At 69.3% G+C, this 17,738-nt stretch carries 23 protein-coding genes and 1 pseudogene; 13 read left to right on the forward strand and 11 right to left on the reverse strand.

Annotated features, from left to right (window positions below; genetic code table 11):
• Positions 1 to 116: 116 nt before the first annotated feature.
• From FPZ61_RS13485 to cysS, 4 genes are all read left to right on the forward strand, one after another.
• On the forward strand, positions 117 to 788 hold the full coding sequence (locus tag FPZ61_RS13485) for a hypothetical protein (RefSeq protein WP_185467101.1): 672 nt from the start codon (positions 117 to 119) through the stop codon (positions 786 to 788).
• Between the two features lie 152 nt (positions 789 to 940).
• Positions 941 to 1,651 carry a hypothetical protein gene (locus FPZ61_RS13490; protein ID WP_185467100.1) on the forward strand — a complete coding sequence of 237 codons (711 nt, stop codon included), beginning with the start codon at positions 941 to 943 and terminating at the stop codon, positions 1,649 to 1,651.
• Between the two features lie 105 nt (positions 1,652 to 1,756).
• Positions 1,757 to 2,014 carry a hypothetical protein gene (locus FPZ61_RS13495; RefSeq protein ID WP_185467099.1) on the forward strand — a complete coding sequence of 86 codons (258 nt, stop codon included), beginning with the start codon at positions 1,757 to 1,759 and terminating at the stop codon, positions 2,012 to 2,014.
• 62 nt (positions 2,015 to 2,076) lie between these two features.
• Positions 2,077 to 3,561, forward strand: coding sequence for a cysteine--tRNA ligase (cysS, locus tag FPZ61_RS13500; protein ID WP_185474863.1), 1,485 nt, complete (start codon positions 2,077 to 2,079; stop codon positions 3,559 to 3,561).
• A 2-nt stretch (positions 3,562 to 3,563) separates the two neighbouring features.
• Here the strand turns inward: cysS and FPZ61_RS13505 are convergent, their stop codons facing one another.
• Positions 3,564 to 3,806 (reverse strand): hypothetical protein, encoded by a 243-nt coding sequence (locus FPZ61_RS13505; RefSeq protein WP_185467097.1) that lies wholly within the window; start codon positions 3,804 to 3,806, stop codon positions 3,564 to 3,566.
• Positions 3,807 to 3,901: 95 nt separating this feature from the next.
• Here FPZ61_RS13505 and FPZ61_RS13510 point away from each other — a divergent pair, with 95 nt between their 5' ends.
• On the forward strand, positions 3,902 to 5,143 hold the full coding sequence (locus tag FPZ61_RS13510) for a 1-deoxy-D-xylulose-5-phosphate reductoisomerase (protein WP_185467096.1): 1,242 nt from the start codon (positions 3,902 to 3,904) through the stop codon (positions 5,141 to 5,143).
• Between the two features lie 10 nt (positions 5,144 to 5,153).
• Positions 5,154 to 5,516, forward strand: a complete 363-nt coding sequence (locus FPZ61_RS13515) for a ferredoxin (RefSeq protein ID WP_185467095.1) — start codon at positions 5,154 to 5,156, stop codon at positions 5,514 to 5,516.
• Here the strand turns inward: FPZ61_RS13515 and FPZ61_RS13520 are convergent.
• Genes FPZ61_RS13520 through FPZ61_RS13530 form a run of 3 tightly spaced genes read right to left on the reverse strand, consistent with a single transcriptional unit; the run spans position 5,468 to position 7,385 of the window.
• The gene (locus tag FPZ61_RS13520) at positions 5,468 to 6,487 is read right to left on the reverse strand and encodes an alpha/beta fold hydrolase (RefSeq protein ID WP_185467094.1); all 1,020 of its coding nucleotides are present in this window, start codon (positions 6,485 to 6,487) and stop codon (positions 5,468 to 5,470) included. The two genes, FPZ61_RS13515 and FPZ61_RS13520, sit on opposite strands and share 49 nt — an antisense overlap.
• Complete coding sequence (locus FPZ61_RS13525; protein WP_370593464.1) at positions 6,484 to 7,203, reverse strand: SDR family oxidoreductase; 720 nt, start codon at positions 7,201 to 7,203, stop codon at positions 6,484 to 6,486. Before FPZ61_RS13525 ends, FPZ61_RS13520 begins: the two co-directional genes overlap by 4 nt.
• A gap of 5 nt (positions 7,204 to 7,208) precedes the next feature.
• On the reverse strand, positions 7,209 to 7,385 hold the full coding sequence (locus FPZ61_RS13530) for a hypothetical protein (RefSeq protein WP_185467093.1): 177 nt from the start codon (positions 7,383 to 7,385) through the stop codon (positions 7,209 to 7,211).
• A 130-nt stretch (positions 7,386 to 7,515) separates the two neighbouring features.
• Here FPZ61_RS13530 and FPZ61_RS13535 point away from each other — a divergent pair, with 130 nt between their 5' ends.
• From FPZ61_RS13535 to trxB, 3 genes are all read left to right on the forward strand, one after another.
• Entirely contained in the window at positions 7,516 to 8,976 is a 1,461-nt protein-coding gene (locus tag FPZ61_RS13535; protein WP_185467092.1) for a DEAD/DEAH box helicase, read from the forward strand.
• A gap of 132 nt (positions 8,977 to 9,108) precedes the next feature.
• The gene (locus FPZ61_RS13540) at positions 9,109 to 9,327 is read left to right on the forward strand and encodes a hypothetical protein (protein ID WP_185467091.1); all 219 of its coding nucleotides are present in this window, start codon (positions 9,109 to 9,111) and stop codon (positions 9,325 to 9,327) included.
• Positions 9,328 to 9,461: 134 nt separating this feature from the next.
• Entirely contained in the window at positions 9,462 to 10,862 is a 1,401-nt protein-coding gene (gene trxB / locus FPZ61_RS13545) for a thioredoxin-disulfide reductase (protein WP_185467090.1), read from the forward strand.
• A gap of 32 nt (positions 10,863 to 10,894) precedes the next feature.
• Here the strand turns inward: trxB and infA are convergent, their stop codons facing one another.
• Positions 10,895 to 11,164: a translation initiation factor IF-1 gene (gene infA / locus FPZ61_RS13550; protein WP_006171764.1), complete on the reverse strand. Its 270-nt coding sequence runs from the start codon at positions 11,162 to 11,164 to the stop codon at positions 10,895 to 10,897.
• A 170-nt stretch (positions 11,165 to 11,334) separates the two neighbouring features.
• Between infA and FPZ61_RS13555 the strand changes: the two genes are divergently transcribed.
• Positions 11,335 to 11,991 carry a pseudouridine synthase gene (locus tag FPZ61_RS13555; RefSeq protein WP_185467089.1) on the forward strand — a complete coding sequence of 219 codons (657 nt, stop codon included), beginning with the start codon at positions 11,335 to 11,337 and terminating at the stop codon, positions 11,989 to 11,991.
• Here FPZ61_RS13555 and FPZ61_RS13560 read toward each other — a convergent pair.
• From FPZ61_RS13560 to FPZ61_RS13575, 4 genes are all read right to left on the reverse strand, one after another.
• A complete protein-coding gene (locus FPZ61_RS13560; RefSeq protein ID WP_185467088.1) occupies positions 11,981 to 12,196 on the reverse strand; it encodes a hypothetical protein in 216 nt (71 codons plus the stop codon). The genes FPZ61_RS13555 and FPZ61_RS13560 overlap by 11 nt on opposite strands.
• 48 nt (positions 12,197 to 12,244) lie before the next feature.
• Positions 12,245 to 13,207 carry an NAD(P)H-binding protein gene (locus FPZ61_RS13565; RefSeq protein ID WP_185467087.1) on the reverse strand — a complete coding sequence of 321 codons (963 nt, stop codon included), beginning with the start codon at positions 13,205 to 13,207 and terminating at the stop codon, positions 12,245 to 12,247.
• 87 nt (positions 13,208 to 13,294) lie between these two features.
• Entirely contained in the window at positions 13,295 to 13,393 is a 99-nt protein-coding gene (gene petM, locus FPZ61_RS13570) for a cytochrome b6-f complex subunit PetM (RefSeq protein ID WP_094556680.1), read from the reverse strand.
• Between the two features lie 17 nt (positions 13,394 to 13,410).
• Positions 13,411 to 14,505: a N2,N2-dimethylguanosine tRNA methyltransferase gene (locus FPZ61_RS13575; protein ID WP_185474864.1), complete on the reverse strand. Its 1,095-nt coding sequence runs from the start codon at positions 14,503 to 14,505 to the stop codon at positions 13,411 to 13,413.
• A 37-nt stretch (positions 14,506 to 14,542) separates the two neighbouring features.
• Here FPZ61_RS13575 and FPZ61_RS13580 point away from each other — a divergent pair, with 37 nt between their 5' ends.
• Positions 14,543 to 15,490 carry an alpha/beta fold hydrolase gene (locus FPZ61_RS13580; protein ID WP_370594291.1) on the forward strand — a complete coding sequence of 316 codons (948 nt, stop codon included), beginning with the start codon at positions 14,543 to 14,545 and terminating at the stop codon, positions 15,488 to 15,490.
• A gap of 38 nt (positions 15,491 to 15,528) precedes the next feature.
• On the forward strand, positions 15,529 to 16,059 hold the full coding sequence (gene ilvN / locus FPZ61_RS13585; RefSeq protein WP_185467086.1) for an acetolactate synthase small subunit: 531 nt from the start codon (positions 15,529 to 15,531) through the stop codon (positions 16,057 to 16,059).
• 11 nt (positions 16,060 to 16,070) lie between these two features.
• Here the strand turns inward: ilvN and FPZ61_RS13590 are convergent, their stop codons facing one another.
• Together FPZ61_RS13590 and FPZ61_RS13595 are read right to left on the reverse strand one after the other, a co-directional pair.
• Positions 16,071 to 16,781, reverse strand: coding sequence for a peptidylprolyl isomerase (locus FPZ61_RS13590; protein ID WP_185467085.1), 711 nt, complete (start codon positions 16,779 to 16,781; stop codon positions 16,071 to 16,073).
• A 4-nt stretch (positions 16,782 to 16,785) separates the two neighbouring features.
• On the reverse strand, positions 16,786 to 17,379 hold the full coding sequence (locus tag FPZ61_RS13595) for a photosystem I assembly protein Ycf4 (protein ID WP_185467084.1): 594 nt from the start codon (positions 17,377 to 17,379) through the stop codon (positions 16,786 to 16,788).
• Between the two features lie 233 nt (positions 17,380 to 17,612).
• On the opposite strand from FPZ61_RS13595, the pseudogene FPZ61_RS13600 reads away from it, so the two are divergent.
• Positions 17,613 to 17,738 (forward strand): annotated as a pseudogene (locus tag FPZ61_RS13600) (photosystem II D2 protein (photosystem q(a) protein)); the annotation flags it as partial.

Consider the following 17,738-nt stretch of genomic DNA (forward strand, 5'->3'; position numbering starts at 1 on the left):
AATCAGCGCAAGTTGTCAGCTGTAGACAGTTTCAGATCTGGTTTGTGACCAGATCCTGCCGCACTTCTCCGTTACCCCTACATTCAGTTCCATTCGGTTTCTGGAACCACCTCCGCATGCGTTTCACCGTTCCTCTGGCTCTGGCCACGGCCACGGCATTCTCCGTCAGCGCTCTGCCCGTTCGGGCTTTCCCCGGAGCCAGTGTCAACCTCGTGCGCGTCAACGGTGATGGCGTCACCGCCCTGCCAGGTCTTCAGCCCCCTGCAGTCCAGGTGCCCCCCTCGGCGCCGGGAACGGTCGAACTGATCAGCCAGGCTTCGGGTGACAGCCAGACGGACTCCGACGTCAGCACCCTGCTCACCGGCACCGAAGACCTCGAAATCAAGTACCAGAGCCCCCTGCCTCGGTTCGGAGAGGGTGATTACATCTCGGTTCGCAACAAATCCACCGGTGAAGAGGTGGAGCGCATCTTCCTCAACTCCGATCGGGTCAGCTACTCCAGCGACCGCCGCACCATCACGATCGATCCGGAAACCACCATCACCGATGGTGAGGTGATCTGTGCCCTTCTTCCTGATGGGCCCAACACCCTGCCCACCCGCACCACCCCCTGTTGCTTCACCGTGGCCAAAGCAGCCGCCTATGTGGAGCCGGCCGGTAGTCCTTTCCCCTGGTGGATCATTCCCGTGGGCCTTGGTCTTGGCGTCGGCATCTGTGCCATCGCAGGCTGCTTTGACGGTGGCGGCGGTGGTGGCGGTGGCGGTGGCGACAATCCCGTGTCCCGCTGATCCTTCCCCTGGGCTGAGGCCCATGGACCCCTGAGTCGAGCCCGTCAGGCTCAGCTCAGGGGTTTTTCTGAAAGTGTGTCTTGATCATCACTGCCAGATCGTCCAGCAGCACACATAATGTCCGGGTGATTTCTTGCATTGGGATGCCGTGCATGCGCTCAGCTTTGTCTCTGGCTGTTCTCTCCGCTTTCACGGTCAGCACCCTGCCTGTTCGGGCCTTTCCCGGCGCCTCCGTCAATCTGGTGCGGGTGAATGGCGATGGAGTCACCGCCATTCCCGGGCTTCAGCGCACGCCCACCACAGCGGCGCCTCCATCCCTGGCCAGTGACAGTCAGCTGCTCAGCCAGGCCGAGCTGAGCGATCAGGAGTCGAGGGATGTCACCTATCTCCTCTCCGGCGACGAGGACTTCGAGATCCGCTACGCCAGTCCCCTGCCCCTCGACCTCACCGGCAACATTTCCATCCGCCGGCGCAGCGCCAATTCAGGTGATGGCGCCAACGGCGAGGAAGTGGAGTCCATCCCCCTGAATTCTCCCAACGTCACGATTTCCGAGGATCGTCTCACCCTCACGATCAAACACGACCGCGAACTGCGCGACGGTGAGACACTCTGTGCCCTGTTGCCCGATGGGCCCGCTGCTCTGCCCCAACGCCTGACGCCCTGCTGCTTCCAATTGGCCAAGGCGGCCACCAGCATGGCCAGAAAAACCACTCCCTGCGGCTTGATTCCGCCTGCCGCCAACAACCCCTTCCCCTGGTGGGTGATCCCTGTGGGCCTCGGTCTGGGCGTCGGCATCTGTGCGGCGGCTGGCTGCTTCAGCGGCGGCGGTGGTGGTGGCGGCAGCAACAACGTCTCCCGTTGAGGCTTGCGCCCGTTGAGGCCAGCGAAGATGTGCCGCTCACTCCATGTCGGGTTCACCTCCACGCATCCCGATTACAATCCTCTCAGTCCCCCACGCTCCTCCACCATGGTCAGGTTTCTCACCACCGGTGCACTGGCATTCGGCACCCTGGCAACCCCAGCCTTCGCCGCCGATCTTGCCGACCTGCCCACCTGCCTGAAGCCCCGCACCCTCAGCGCCGTCACGGCCACGATCACCCAGGCCAGCGTGATCAAGGATCCCCTCGTGGCCCAGGGATTCAGAACCTCCGACCCCGCCTGCACCTACCAGGTGGCACGCCCCGCACCCGTGTTCGAGGAAGTTCCCGTCCGCGGTCTCTGGTGATCGGCTGAGGGAAGGGCTTTTGCCTGACCCCTTACGGTGCCCTCACTCTGCGCCGGCCCACCTTGACCCTGCGGCTCACCAACACCCTCACCCGGCGCACTGAGGCGTTTCAGCCTCTGGTTCCAGGTGAGGTTTCGATCTATTGCTGCGGGGTCACGGTCTACGACCTCTGCCACCTGGGCCATGCCCGCAGTTACATCGTCTGGGATGTGCTGCGCCGCTACCTGATCTGGAGCGGTTATCGGGTCACCTTCGTTCAGAACATCACCGACATCGACGACAAGATCCTCAGGCGAGCCGCCGAAGAGGACACGTCGATGGAAGAGGTGAGTGAACGCAACATCACGGCCTTCCGTGATGACATGGCCGCCCTCAACATTCTCCCGCCCGACAAGGTTCCCCGCGCCACCCAATGCCTCGAGGGCATTCGCGCCATGATCGGCGAACTGGAGGGCTCGGGCGCCGCCTATTCCGCCGATGGCGATGTCTATTTCGCTGTGCTGGGCCGGCCTGATTACGGCAAATTGAGTGGTCGCAGCCTCAGCGAGCAGCAGGAGGGGGCCAGCGGCCGGCTCAACAGCGAGGAGGAAACCCGCAAGCGTCATCCCTTCGATTTCGCCCTCTGGAAAGGGGTCAAACCAGGAGAGCCCAGCTTCCCCTCACCCTGGGGTCCGGGTCGGCCCGGCTGGCACATCGAATGCTCGGCGATGGTGCGTCAGGAACTGGGCACCACCATCGACATTCACCTGGGCGGATCAGACCTGATCTTCCCCCACCATGAGAATGAAATCGCTCAGTCTGAAGCGGCCAACGGTGAACCCCTGGCCCATTACTGGCTGCACAACGGCATGGTGAATGTGGATGGGGAGAAGATGTCGAAATCCCTCGGCAACTTCACCACGATCCGTGCCCTGCTCGCCAGCGGCGTGTCGGCCATGACGCTGCGCTTCTTCGTGCTCCAGGCCCACTACCGCAAGCCCCTGGATTTCACAGCCGAAGCCCTCGAAGCCGCCGCCGCCGGCTGGCACGGCCTCAACGAGGCCCTCGCGCTCGGGCAGAAGCCCAGCCTGCGTGAGGCCCTCACCTGGCACGACGCCGACACCGACGCCGACGCCGAAGCCCCCGAGCTGGATGCCGCCCTGCAGAGCGCCCGCGGCGCCTTCATCGCGGCCATGGACGATGACCTCAACACCTCGGCGGCCCTTGCGGTGCTCTTCGAGCTGGGCCGCCCCCTGCGGGCCCTGGCCCGGCGGCTGGAGCGGGGATCGGCGCCCAGCGACGAGGACCGAGGCCTGCAGGGGCGCTGGCAGGTGCTGCGCGATCTCTGCGGCGTACTGGGCCTCAGGCAGGAGGCCGGCTCCGGGGCCCAAACAGGAACGGGCGACGGACCGGATCCTGGCCAGATTCAGGCCCTGATCAGCGAGCGGCTGACCGCCCGGCAGGAGAAGCGCTACCCCGATGCCGATGCCATCCGCGACCGGTTGCGCTCCGAGGGCATCGAGCTGATCGATCGCCCCGACGGCAGCACCGACTGGATCCGGCGCTGACCTCAGCGGGGAGCCTGATCACGCATCAGCGTTTCGATCCGGCGAATCCGGACCCGGGTGGTCTCCCACACCTCCAGCCTGAAACGGCTGTCCGCCGCTGCCGGCGTGCCTGAGGGAGCTTCGTCCAGGGAGCTGCGCAGTTGCTCCAGCTTCTCCTCGATGTCGTCACCGGCCTCGAAGGCATCCCAGAGCTCCCGCTCCAGCCGCGCCCGCTCGATGAAATTCCAACGCTTGAGCCAGAGCATCGCGGCCGCCAGAGGAGAAGTGGATCACCTGCGAGCCAGTGTGCCCGAGCCGCTGGGATCGGTGGGAGACTGGCGCCCGTCGCAGGGATGGCCTGGTGAAAGCGATCAGCGTGCTCGGCTCCACAGGGTCGATCGGCACCCAGACCCTGGCGATCGTGGAGGAGTTCCCCGAACGCTTCCGGGTGGTGGCGCTCACGGCGGGGCGCAATCTCGACCTGCTGATCGATCAGATCCGTCGCCATGCGCCCGAGGTGGTGGCCCTGGCCGACGCCGAGGACGTGCCGGAGTTGCGTCGTCGTCTGGAGGCGCTGGATCCCTCCCAGCGCCCGCTGCGCCAGCCTGAGCTTCTGGGCGGTGGCGAAGGGCTCTGCGCCGCCGCCGCCTGGTGCAGCGCCGAGCTCGTGGTAACCGGCATCGTGGGCTGCGCCGGCCTGCTGCCCACCCTCGCCGCCATCAGGGCCGGCAAGGACCTGGCCCTGGCCAACAAGGAAACCCTGATCGCCGCCGGACCGGTGGTGCTGCCGGCGCTGCAGGCCAGCGGCAGCCGGCTGCTGCCGGCCGACTCCGAGCACTCCGCCCTGTTCCAGTGCCTGCAGGGCACCCCCTGGGCCGACACCGCCCGCCTCTCCACCGGCGTGCCCACCCCGGGGCTGCGGCGCATCCAGCTCACCGCCTCGGGCGGTGCCTTCCGCGACTGGCCCGCCGCCGACCTGGCCAAGGCCACCGTGGCCGATGCCACCAGCCATCCCAACTGGAGCATGGGGCGCAAGATCACGGTGGATTCGGCCACCTTGATGAACAAGGGCCTGGAGGTGATCGAAGCCCACTACCTGTTCGGGCTCGACTACGACCACATCGAGATCGTCATCCATCCCCAGAGCATCATCCACTCGATGGTGGAGCTGGCCGACAGCTCGGTGCTGGCCCAGCTGGGCTGGCCCGACATGCGCCTGCCGCTGCTCTACTGCCTCAGCTGGCCCGAGCGGCTCGAGACCCCCTGGCGTCGGCTCGATCTCACCGAGGTGGGCCAGCTCACCTTCCGAGCGCCTGATCAGGCCAAGTACCCCTGCATGGGGCTGGCCTACGCCGCCGGTCGCGCCGGCGGCACCATGCCGGCGGTGCTCAACGCCGCCAATGAACAGGCCGTGGCCCTCTTCCTCGAGGAGCGGATCACCTTCCTCGACATCCCCCGCCTGATCGAGGCCGTCTGCGAGCGGCACGGCCCCGATCTGCAGCAGAACCCCAGCCTCGACGACGTGCTGGCCATCGATGCCTGGGCCCGGCGGGCCACCAGCGAGCTGGCCGCCACCCCCTCGCCCACCCTGCTGACGGCCTGACGATCCAGCCATGAAGGTTCAGCGTCATCTGCTGCTCTGCGCCACCCCCACCAAGCCCCTCTGCGGCGATCCGCAGCTGGGAGCAGCCAGCTGGAGCCGGCTCAAGCAGCTGATCAAGGCGCGGGGCCTGGAGCAGCCCGATCGCCCCGAGGGGCTGGTGCTGCGCACCAAGGCCGACTGCCTGCGCATCTGCTCCGGCGGACCGATTCTGCTGATCTGGCCGGAGGGGATCGCCTACGGCGGCGTGAGCCCGGAGCGGATCGAGCGGATCGTGGAGGACCACCTGATCGGCGGGCGGCCAATCGAGGAGTGGATCGTGGCCCACTACGACCTCGACCCCAGCCGCTGCTCCAGCCAGCGCAGCACCAGCTGATCCGACCAGCAGCCCCCGGGGCCATGGAAGCCGTTGTGGCCGCCGCCGGGGCTGAGCACCACCTCCAGGGGCGGTCGCAGGGCCTGGGCGCCAGCGGCTGGCACCCAGGGATCATCCAGGGCCTGCACCACCAGGGTGGGGGGCAGAGCGGCCTGCCCGGGCTCCGGCGCCAGCAGCCGCGGCAGGGGGCTGGCCTGCCGGTAGTAGGCCTCCGCGCTGGGGTAGCCCCAGCGGGGCGCCGTGATCAGGGCATCGAAGGCCCGGATGCTGGCCACCCGGCGCAGGCGCTGGCTCAGCTCCTCACTGGGCTGGGGAGCATCGTTGAGGGTCTGCCGGCGCAGGCGCTCCAGCAGCCAGCGCTCATAGAAGCGGTTGCGCGGGCTGGAGATGGTGGCGGAGCAGTGGGCCAGATCGAGCGGACTGCTCACCAGCACCAGGCCCTCCAGCTCCGCCACCCCATCCAGCACCGCGTTGAGCAGCACCGTCCCCCCCAGGGAGAGCCCGACGGCCAGCAAGGGGCCACCAGCAGCCAGCTGCCGGGCCTCCTCCAGGGCCGGCGCCAGATCCGTGCTGCAGCGGGCTGCATAGGTGCCGCTGGCCAGGGCCCGGCCTTCGCCTGCTCCGCGCATGTTCAGGCGCAGCACCGCCAGGCCGGCCCGGTTCAGGCACCAGCCCAGCCGCCGCACCCCCTCCGCCTGGCTGGAGCCGCCCAGACCGTGCAGCAGCACCACCAGGGCCCTGGGCCTGCCGCAGCCCGCCTCCGGGGCGGGCGGATCGAGCCAGGCCAGCAGCGAGCCGCCTGTCCCCTGGCTGGAGGGCCCAAGGGGCAGTTCCAGGCGTGTGCCCGGGCGCTGGGGCAGCACATCCGGGCGGAGCGTGTCGCGCAGGGTCTGCAGATCGGGGCCCCACCAGGGCGGGCGGGGCCGGAACGGCTCCAGCCCCAGCCGCTCCAGCAGGGCCCCGGAGCTCACGCCGGCTGGGGCTGCCTGGCCAGCCACTGCTCCAGGGAGAGGGGCTCCACACCGGCGGCGCTGGTGACCTCGATGATCCGGCCGATCGAGGCCGGCGCATCGAGCGCCTCCAGGCAGACCCGGGCCACCAGCCGGCGGGGAATGCTGTTGCTCTCCTGCTGGTCAGGCCCGCTGTAGCGGATGCCCTGGGCGTCGAGGTCGTCCTCCGTCTCCTTGAGGCCACCGGGGCGCACCACGGTCCAGTCGAGGCCGCTGGCCTCCAGCCAGCGCTCCCCCACCCGTTTCCAGACCAGGATCAGCCCGAAGAGGTTGAGCGGGTGGAACCAGCGGCCGCTGCAGAGCGAGCTGACCAGCACCACCCGCTTCACCCCGGCCGCGCGGCAGGCGGCACACTGCTGGCGGATCGCCAGCGCATCCACCTTCAGGGGGCCGGCCAGATCCACCGAAGGGCGGGCACCGGTGGCGATCACCAGAGCCACGGTGCCCTCCAGGGCCCGCTCCAGGGCCGCCTGATCAGTCAGCTCCAGGCGGATCAGCTCCGCCCCCTGCAGCCCCTCGGGAACCTCGGATCCCGGTCGCAACAGGGCCTTCACCCGGTACCCCCTGCCCAGTGCCTCCTCGACGACACGCCAGCCGGTCTTGCCGGAAGCACCGCTCACGGCCAGGCAGGGCGCCGGCCCGGCGGCCGAGCCGGTGGAGATGGACGTGGAGGGCACGGAACTCAGAGCAGGGGCAACAGTTCCTGTTCTAGGCAACGGGCCTGGGGATACTCCCCCCGATGGCGCAGCTGGCGCACCCGCAGGATCAGGGGATCGATGTCGCACTCCTGGCCGTAGCAGTCCTCCAGATGGTCACGGGACCCGGGCTGGAATCGGCTGGTGGGTCGCGGGTTGTCCAACGGTGAAAGGGGGCGAGGACAGATGAGATGTCCGGAAGTTAGGGACAATCCCGGCGGGTGCCCTGATCACAAACACTCATCTTCGCTGGAGTGCACGCACAATGACGCCACCTCTGCGGTCGCCGCTGCCATGGACACCACCGCCAGCGGCAGACCCTCCTTTGATCTGTACGGCCCCGGCCTGCGGCTGCGGCCGCGCCAGTGGCAGTCGCAGCTGATCCAGCTGCTGCGCCGTCGCCTGGAGGTCCCGGGCCCCGACGGCCAGGACGTGCTGGTCCATGCCGGCCCCGGGGCGGGCAAGACCTTCGGCGCGCTGCTGGGCTTCCAGGCCCTCCTGCGCGAGGGCCGGCTCAGCCATCTGCTCGTGTTCTGCCACCGCAGTTCGATCGCCGCCCAGTGGCGCGACTCGGCCCGCAGCCTGGGGATCGAGCTGCGCGAGTGGGATCCGTCGCTGGCCCCGGAGCAGGTCCAGGGACTGCTGCTCAGCTACCAGAGCGCCGCCCGGCACCGGCTGCGGCTGCAGCAGGAGCTGGCTCGTTTCCTGCCCGGCCAGGCCCTCACGGTGGCCGACGAGGTGCATCACCTCGGCCTCGATCCCGAGGAGCCGGAGGCCACCGCCTGGGGCCATGCCTTCAGCGAACTCAGCCGCGGGCACGCCCTGCGGCTGGGATTGAGTGGCACACCCTTCCGCGCCGACAACCTGGCCTTCTGCGCCGCCCGGCGCGTCCCCAGGCGGCAGGACGGGGTGCTGATCGAGCAGATCGAGCCCGACCTCAGCGTCGAGCCTCGCCGCTTGATCGTGGCGGGTGATGTCAGGCCGCTGGAGTTCCGCTTCCAGGACGGCTGGGTGGACCACGGCCATGGCGAGAACGAGGCGGAAAGCGCCCTGGAACGTTCTCCGTTGTCGCTGGAGACGCGCGAGAGCTGGCGGGCCCGCAACCTGCGCCGCGCCATCCGGCTCGGCGATCGGAGCAGCATCGCCCTGAGGATCCTGCTCAACGCCCGCAAGCGCCTGGCCCGCCTGCGCGACGACGACCATCCCCAGGCGGGGGGTCTGGTGATCGCCCGCGACATCGCCCATGCCAGGGGGCTGAGCAGCCTGCTGGAGGAGGAGGGGGATCGGGTGCGGCTGGTGCATTCCCAGGACCCGGAGTCGGCCTCGCACCTGCAGGCCTTCCGGGCTGGGGAGGCCGACTGGCTGGTGAGCATCGACATGTGCGCCGAAGGATTCGACGCCCCACGGCTGCGGGTGGTGGCCTACCTGAGCACGGTGGTGACCCGCAGCCGCTTCCTGCAGGGGATCACCCGGGCCGTGCGCGTCGATCCCGGCCGGGCCGCCCTGGAGCCCGTGCCGCGCCGGCCCTCCTATGTGTATGCGCCGGCTGATCCACTGTTGATGGGCTATGCCCGCAGCTGGTCGGTGGCCGATCCCTACGTGATCCGGCCCAGAACCCTGCCGGACGCCGAGCCGGCCGCAGGCGGCGTCCCCGGAGGGCAGCTGCCGCTGGAGGCCCTGCGGGACGGGGCCGGGGAGGTGATTCGCCTGCGCGGACCCCAATTGCCAGGATTCCTTGACAGCCGGACCGCCTGAATCCCCGCGCAAACGGCGCCGACTCAGTGCCGTCGGTTACACCCGAAAAACGAAGAGAGTGCGAACATCTCCAAATCCACACCACAGATGTGCCACTGGCCATCCAACGTGGTGCGCACCCGGAGATGGATCATGTCCAAGGCCTCTCCCCATCGCCACCTCACCGCCCTGGCGAGCTGGGCCATGGCCCGCATCGCTGAACTCGACCGTCAGGAACGCTTCGAGGAAAGCTTTGCGATCACCGAGGAATTCCGCGAATGGATCCTCTGCCACGACCTGCACCCGCAGCTGCTCGACCCCTTGCTGATGCCCCGGGGACGCGGGCTGAGCGCACTGGACATGGCGGAATGAGGCGAGGCCAGGGCCGAAACCGGATTCAAATCTAAAGCAAGCCTTAAGAAGGCTGAGCCCCAGCCCACACCTGTCTCATTTCTTCAACGCTCCGTGACCTAAGGTCAACTCATACTCAGTCCGCCTTGGATCCGATGAGCGCTTCCGCCGACCCCCGCGCAGACGTGGCCGCGGTGGAGAACCTGGTGATCGTGGGCTCCGGCCCCGCCGGTTACACCGCCGCCATCTATGCGGCCAGGGCCAACCTCAATCCCGTGCTGATCACCGGCTTCCAGGACGGCGGCATCCCCGGCGGTCAGCTGATGACCACCACCCATGTGGAGAACTTTCCGGGATTCCCCGATGGCATCCTCGGCCCCGACCTGATGGACCGCATGAAGGCCCAGGCCGTGCGCTGGGGCACCCGCCTGGTGGAGGCCGATGCCGAAGCGATCGATCTCTCGCAGCGCCCCTACCGGGTCAGCGCCGAGGGACAGACGATCCAGACCCAGGCGGTGATCCTGGCCACGGGCGCCAGCGCCAACCGGCTCGGCCTGCCCCATGAGCAACAGTTCTGGAGCCAGGGGATCAGCGCCTGCGCCATCTGCGACGGGGCCACCCCCCAGTTCCGCAACGAGCAGCTGGCGGTGGTCGGCGGGGGGGATTCCGCCTGTGAGGAAGCGGTGTATCTCACCAAATACGGCAGTCACGTCCACCTGATCGTGCGCCGTGACAGCCTGCGCGCCAGCGGGGCCATGGCCGACCGGGTGCTCGCCAACCCCGCCATCAGCGTGCACTGGCAGCGGGAGGTGGCTGACGTCTCGGGCAATGGCTGGCTGGAGGCCCTCACCCTGCGCAATTCCGCCGACGGCAGCAGCGAGGAACTACCGGTGCGGGGCCTGTTCTATGCCATCGGCCACACCCCCAACACCCGGCTGGTGCGCGATCAGCTGGCCGTGGATGCCAAGGGGTATCTGGTCACCACCCCCGGGCAGCCCGACACCAGCCTCGAGGGGGTGTTCGCCGCCGGCGATGTGGCCGACGCCCAGTGGCGCCAGGGGGTGACCGCCGCCGGCAGCGGCTGTCAGGCGGCCCTGGCCGCCGAGCGCTGGCTCACCCACCACGGCCTGGCCACCACGGTCAGGCGCACCAGCGTGGAGCCGGAGCCCAGCGGGGAACCCGTCCACACCGCCGTGAGCGACGCCGACAACTACGACCCCGCCGCCCTCTGGCAGAAAGGGGGCTACGCCCTGCGCAACCTCTACCACGACAGCGACAGGCCGCTGCTGGTGGTCTACACCTCCCCCAGCTGCGGCCCCTGCCACGTGCTCAAGCCCCAGCTCAAGCGGGTGCTGCAGGAGCTCGACGGCGGCGCCCAGGGGGTGGAGATCGACATCGAGGTCGAGCAGGAGATCGCCAGCCAGGCCGGCGTCAACGGCACACCCACCGTGCAGCTCTTCCACGGCAAGGAGCTGCGTCAGCAGTGGCGTGGCGTGAAGCAGCGCAGCGAGTTCAAGGCCGCGATCGAAGCACTCCTGCCCGTACCGGTGGGCTGAGACACGGCCCGGCGCCCCTGGAGATCAGCGGATCAGCGCCGCCTCGGTCCTCCGGGGCGGTTGCCGCCGGGCCGTGGGCCTGTGGCACCGGCATTGCGTTCCCGGTAGGTGATCCGGCCACGGGTGAGGTCGTAGGGGCTGATCTCCACCAGGACCTTGTCGCCGGCGAGCAACTTGATGCGGAACTTGGTGAGCTTGCCGGCGGCGCGGCAGAGGCACTGGTGCCCGGAGGGCTGATCGAGGGTGACCAGGTAGAACCCGTTGCCCTGTTCCTTCTCGATCACTCCCGAGGTTTCGATCATGCGCTGCCGTGGCTCGATGCAAACATCACTCCACCCTAAATTGGCACCCTGCAGCCCTAGGGTCTGGGGCCTTACCGGTTTCCCCTTGGTCGTTCCACCTCTGACCCTTGATCTGGGCCTGTTGCTGATCTCGATCGGGGTGGTGAACCTCTGGAAAGCCCGCCGCAGCGATGGCAGGCTCTGATCCTGCAACCAGGGGACAGCCGGCCCCGACCACCCTGCTGCTGCACAAGCCCTATGGGGTGCTCAGCCAGTTCAGCCCGGAAGCGCACAGCGCCTGGTCGACCCTGGCTCCGCTGGTGCCCGTGCCCGGGGTTTACGCCGCCGGCCGCCTCGATGCCGACAGCGAAGGCCTGCTGCTGCTCACCGGCGATGGACGGCTGCAGCAACGGCTCACCGACCCCCGCTGGGGCCACTGGCGCCGCTACTGGGTCCAGGTGGAGGGCACCCCGTCTGAACCGGCGCTGCAGCAGCTGCGGGAGGGGGTGATGGTGCAGGGCCGGCGCACCCTCAGGGCCCAGGCCATCGCCCTGGACGACCCGGGGCTGCCGGAGCGGATGCCGCCGATTCGTCAGCGCCGCTCGATCCCCACCGCCTGGCTGGAGCTGGGCCTGCGGGAGGGTCGCAACCGCCAGGTGCGCCGCATGACCGCGGCCGTGGGGCTGCCCACCCTGCGGCTGCTGCGCGTGGCCATCGACCTGATGGATGGGGGGCCACCCCTCAGCCTCGCGGGGCTGGCGCCCGGCCAATGGCGGCCGGTGACCAGCGCCGAGCAGGAGCGCCTGAGCCGACTTGGCGGGGGGCGAGGCGGCCGGCTCAGCCGATGACCTGCTGCAGTTCGCGCACGGTCTGAAGCTGGCCGTAGTAGTAGTTCGCCCTCGCGCGCCGGTCGGCCTCCTCGAGGCTGTCGAGGGCATCGAACCCCAGGCTCATCCAGAGCTCATGGCCGCAGGCGCGGTTCAGCTCAGCGGTGGCCTCCTGCTCCAGATTGGCGAGCCGGCGCTGCAGGTTCTTGATCTGGGCAATGGACATGGCCGGAGCGGAAGCGACAACCGATGGTACAAAAGAACTGCCGGCAGCTCAGAACGGCAGCTTCTTCTTGCCCTCCTTGTCGAGGTCGGCATCGAGCTCGCGTAAGCGGCGCAGGATCGTGTCGTAGTACTCCTTGAGGTAGTCCTCCAGGCGGGTGGTCTCGGCCGCATCCAGCCCGAAGGCCGCGTAGCTCTCCTCCATCGGGGCATCCAGCGGCTGCCCGCCACCGGTGACCTCGGCGAAGGCCAGCCGTTCGGCCACCGTCACGCCGGGTTCGAAGAAGGAGGCCAACCCCTGCATCATCCGGATCAGGAACGGCCGCACCCGGAACACCCGCGCCGGCTTGCCGCTGTAGCGCTCGCACAGCTGGGTGACCTCCCCGGTGTTCCACGCCCTCGGACCCACCACCGGGAACGCCTGGCGCACGGTGGCGGCCTGGCCGAGGGCCGCCACGGCGAAGCGGGCCACGTCCTGGGTGTTCATGTAGGCGATCGGGGTGGGGGTGCCGCTCACCCACACGGTCTGTCCCTCGAGCACGGGAATGGCGAACTGACCGATCACCCCCTGCATGAAGGCCACACAGCGCAGGATCGTGTAATCGAGGTCGGAGCTGATCAGCAGCTGTTCGGTGCAGTACTTGATGTCCATCAGCGGCACCTGCCGGTGGCGCTCGGCCTCCAGCAACGAGACGAACACGACGCGCTTCACCTCGGCCTTCTCACAGGCCCGGAGCAGGTTGACCTTGCCGTCCCAGTCGATCCGGTAGATGCCGGCGCTGTCGGTGGGCCGGGCCGTGGCCGCGTCGATGATGGCCTCCTGCCCCTCGAGGGCGTAGGCAAGGCTTTCGGGCTCGAGCAGATCACCGCGGGTGAGCTCACAGCCCCACTCCTGCAGAAAGGCCGCCTTGCGCGGTGAGCGCACCATGCAACGCACCTGATGGCCCTGATCGAGGGCACGGCGGGCAATCTGGCGACCAAGGGTGCCGGTGCCGCCAACGACCAGAACCTGCATGAAGCACCCGATCAGAAGGGGCTGAGCCTAGAGGTGCGCCTGTCGGCGGCGCGCCCCGGGCAGGCTCCGGGCTCCATGGATGCCGGCTCAGTCTTTCTGCAGCTTGAGCAGCAGCGCGCCGCCCACCAGACCGACGGGGATCAGCACCCAGAAGATCGCAGCCGTGAAGAAGATTTCCGAGGCCATGGGCGAGGCGAGAACGGCTACCTATCTAGCGTCCCATCCCCCGCGGCGGCCAGCTCCAGCACCTGCCGCCAGGGGGCTGAGCTGCGCAGCTGGCCCGGCATCACGCCACTGGCGCTCGCGCTCCAGCCCGCCAGGCGCACCCGCCCCCCCAGCCGCCGCAGGCGCACCGTGCCACCGGGTGATCGCCGCGCGATCTCCGCCATCGGCCAGACCCTGGCGCCGTCGGCGCTGTCGGCGGCCAGGCCGCTGAGCCACCGCCGTGCCTGCTCCCCCACATGGCCCTCCGCGGCGAGGTGGATCAGGCCCTCCAACCAGGCCGGATCCTGCGGCGGGCCGATCCAGAGCGGACCGCTCACCGCCAGGGGCGGCGGGGCGGCGCAGCCGCAGGGCTGCCAGCGGCGCAGACGCCGCAGGCTCTGCACCTGCTGATCACCGCAGCCGTGGCAGTGGGCCAGCAGGCCGAGCCGGTCCTCCTCGAGCAGCTCCGGGCTGCGCAGCACCTGAACGGCCGTGCGGAAGGTGCGGCCATCACTGACGTTCAGCAGTGGCCGCAGGCCCCGGCCCAGGGACCAGGCGGAACGGGCCAGGACCCCGAGCTGAAGGCGCAGGGCCAGCTCCCAGCTGGCCGGATGGGCCCGGGCGGCCGCCCCCAGCGAGCGCAGGGCCGCCGTCCGGTCATGGCCGGTGGGGGAGCGGCCGTCGGTGCTGGCCAGATAGAGCACCCCGCCGAAGCGGACGGCCTCCAGGGCACGGGGCACCAGGGCCCCGGGGCAGCCGAAGGCATCGAGGTCCACCAGGTCGAAGCGCTGATCGCGCAACAGGCAGGCGGCCAGGAGCTTCTGGGCGGTCAGGGCACTCAGCCGCAGCGCCAGGCGCCCCCGCAGAGGCTCCAGGTTGGTGCGCAGCACCGGCAGCCGCTCCGGGTCGGCATCGTTGGCCCAGACCGCACTAGCTCCGGCCTCGAGGCCATAGCGCAGGGAGCGCACCCCGCAACCCGCCATCAGATCCAGCACCTCCAGGGGCCCCTGGCCCGCCAGCCGGCGGGCCAGCAGCACCCCCAGATCCCTGGCCGGGCGCGAGTCGGCCCGGAAGAAGCCCTCCCCCAGCCGCAGCCGGGCCGCTCCTTCGCAATAGTGAGGGTCGTTCGGCGTGGCTCAGGCTCCGGTGGTGACAGCTCCAGCCCAGCCTGTCGCAGGGGATGGCATCGACTGGGGCCTGCACGGCACCTGGCACTGGCGTGGCCTGGCCTGCCACTGGCGCGTGCTCGGTGACCCCAGCGATCCCCCCCTGCTGCTGCTCCATGGCTTCGCCGCCAGCAGCGGCCACTGGCGCCACAATGTGGCCGGCCTGGCGGCGGCGGGCTGGTGCGTCTACGGCCTGGATCTGATCGGCTTCGGCGGCTCCGACCAGCCGGCCCTGCACCTCGACAACCGGCTCTGGGCCCGCCAGAGCGCCGCCTTCCTGCAGCAGGTGGTGCAACAGCCCGCCGTGCTGCTCGGTCACTCCCTGGGGGGGCTGGTGGCCCTGAGCGCGGCGGTGTTCAGCCCAGAGTGGGTGCGGGCGGTGGCCGCCTTGCCCCTGCCGGATCCCAGCCTGGTGATGGCCATACCCCGGCGGCGCCCCCCCTGGCGGCGGCGGCTGCAGCGGCTGGTGGTGCACCTGCTCTGCAGGCTGCTGCCCCTGGAGCTGCTGGTGCCCCTGATCGCCCGCACCCCCCTGCTCGACCTGGGTCTGCAGTCGGCCTACAACCAGCCGGTGCTCGGCGACGGGGAGCTGCGCCGACTGTTCGCCCGTCCGGCCCGGCGACCGACCGCGGCCTGGGCCCTGCGCGGGATGAGCATCGGCATGGCCCTGCGCCCGCGGGGGGCCACGGCCGAGGCGCTGCTGGCGCGCCTGGTGCAGCCCCTGCTGCTGATCTGGGGCGAGGCCGACCGCCTGGTGCCGATCGAAGTGGCGGAGCTGATCGCGAGCCTCCGGCCGGAACTGCGCCTGGAGAGGCTGGCAGGGGTCGGCCATTGCCCCCACGATGAGGCCCCCGAGGCTTTCGAGGCCCTGCTGCTGCCCTGGCTGGAGGGGCTTCAGGAGGCCGGCACGTAATTTGGGGCCTTGATGCCCCGTCGAGCGCCGCCCCGGCCATGAAACACACCCTCTCGGTGCTGGTGCAGGACGAATCCGGCGCCCTCAGCCGCATCTCCGGGCTGTTCGCCCGCCGTGGCTTCAACATCGACAGCCTGGCGGTGGGGCCGGCCGAGCAGCGCGGCCACTCCCGGCTCACCATGGTGGTGGAGGGCGACGATCGCACCCTCGAGCAGATGGTCAAGCAGCTGAACAAGCTGATCAACGTGCTCAATGTGATCGACCTCACCCGTATTCCAGCGGTGGAGAGGGAGCTGATGCTCCTGAAGGTGTCGGCGCCGCCGGAGAACAGGGCGGCGATTCTCGATCTGGTCGAAGTCTTCCGCGCCAAGGTGGTCGACGTGGCCGACAACGCCCTGATCCTGGAGGTGGTGGGCGATCCGGGCAAACTGGTGGCCCTCGAGCAGATTCTCGAGAGCTTCGGCATCCTCGAGATCGCCCGCACCGGCAAGGTGACCCTGGAGCGGGCCTCGGGCGTGAACACCGCTCTGCTCAAGGTCACCGCCTCCGACAAGCGCGTGCCCGCCTGAGACGGCCCAGCTCAGGGCTCGCCCTTCACCAGGGTGCCCCCCTCCACCAGCGTGGCCTTGATCAGGCGGTCGCCCTGCTTGATCTTGTCGACCACCTCCATCCCCTTCACCACACGGCCGAACACCGCGTAGCGCCCATCGAGCTCGGTGAGGGGCTTGAGGGCGATGTAGAACTGCGCGCTGGCGGAATTGGGATCGGCCGAGCGGGCCATGGCCAGGGCCCCGCGGTCGTGCTTGAGCCTGAGCTGGAGGCTCTCGGCCGGATCCAGCACCTCGGCGCCGTAGCGGGGCTCGGGCTCCCCTTCGATCGCCAGTTCCAGGGGGATCAGCCTGGGCTGGTCGGTGGCCGGATCCACGAAGCTGCCGGTGCCATAGAGGTTGGACGGCACCTTCGGGTCGGCGCTCTGGGGATCGCCCCCCTGCACCACGAACGGGGTGGGCTCGTTCACCACCCGATGGAACACGGTGTTGTTGTAGGCGCCGCGGCGCACCAGATCGACGAAGTTTCCGGCCGTGAGCGGCGCGGCATCACCGATCAGCTCCACCTCCACATCCCCGCGGCTGGTCTTCAGTGACACCAGGGCCTTGCCGCTCAGGCAGGCCGCTCCAGGGGCCGCGCAGCCCAGGGGACTGCGGGGGGCATCGGCAGCGCAGGCTCCGAGGCCGAAGGGGGTGAGCAGCAGCACACCAAGAAGCAGAAGACGGCTGAGGCGCATCGTCATCGGATCAGACCCCCTCCAGGGGAACTTTGAGGAAGCGGGCCAGTTCGGCGCCGCTGCGCTCGAGCTCGGCCAGGGGCAGGGGCTCTCCCACCCGGGTCAGGGGCAGGTCGCGGCGGCCCTGCAGGCGCAGCGCCAGGCGGCGACGGGGGTTGAGGCCGTCGCGCACGTCGACCTTCACCGCCAGGACCTCACGCAGGGGGATCTCCACGTCGATCTTCTGACGGAAGCCGCGGCGGGTGATGCTGGCCAGGTTGCTCTCCTTGTCGAAGCGGTTGCTGCCGGCCCCCACATCCAGTGCGATCACCGCCCAGAGGTAGGTGGCCAGCAGCACGCCGGCGGTTCCATAGGCCCCCATCACCAGTCCCTGGGGAACCCACTCGAGTTCGGCCGGATGGCCCAGGGGCAGCAGGTCGAGACCGAGGCGGCTGGAGAGGCTGGTGAGCAGGAAGCCGACTCCTCCCAGGCTGACCGCGGAGGCCACCAGGTAGTTGGAGAGGCGGCGGGAGCCCTGGACCGTCTGCTCGAGCAGGGAGGCGCGGGCGTTGTCGTTGGCCGCTGGACGCGGCGCTGGAGCGGCCGAAGGGGAAGCCGGGGCCATGGGGGCGGCGGGGAGGCGATGGACCGTCATCTTGGCCGTCGCCGGGGAAGGGTCGGCGGGCCGATCACCCCAGCCTGCGGCGCAGGGGGCGGGAACAAATGGAAGAAATACCTAAAAACCCTGCCGCGACAGGCAATGTCAGCCCGTTGCGGGCTTGCTCGCGCTGCCCGTGAACATTGTTACCATCGCCCGGTATCCCAAAGCCAAGCGGGATTTCCGCACCGTTTCAACCCATGACGATCGCTTTAGGGCGCGCGCCTGCCGCACGGGGATGGTTCGACGTCCTCGATGACTGGCTGAAGCGTGATCGCTTTGTTTTTGTCGGGTGGTCCGGTCTGCTGCTGTTCCCCACCGCCTAT

Source organism: Synechococcus sp. BSA11S (assembly GCF_014224355.1).
Classification (GTDB): Bacteria; Cyanobacteriota; Cyanobacteriia; order PCC-6307; family Cyanobiaceae; genus Regnicoccus_A.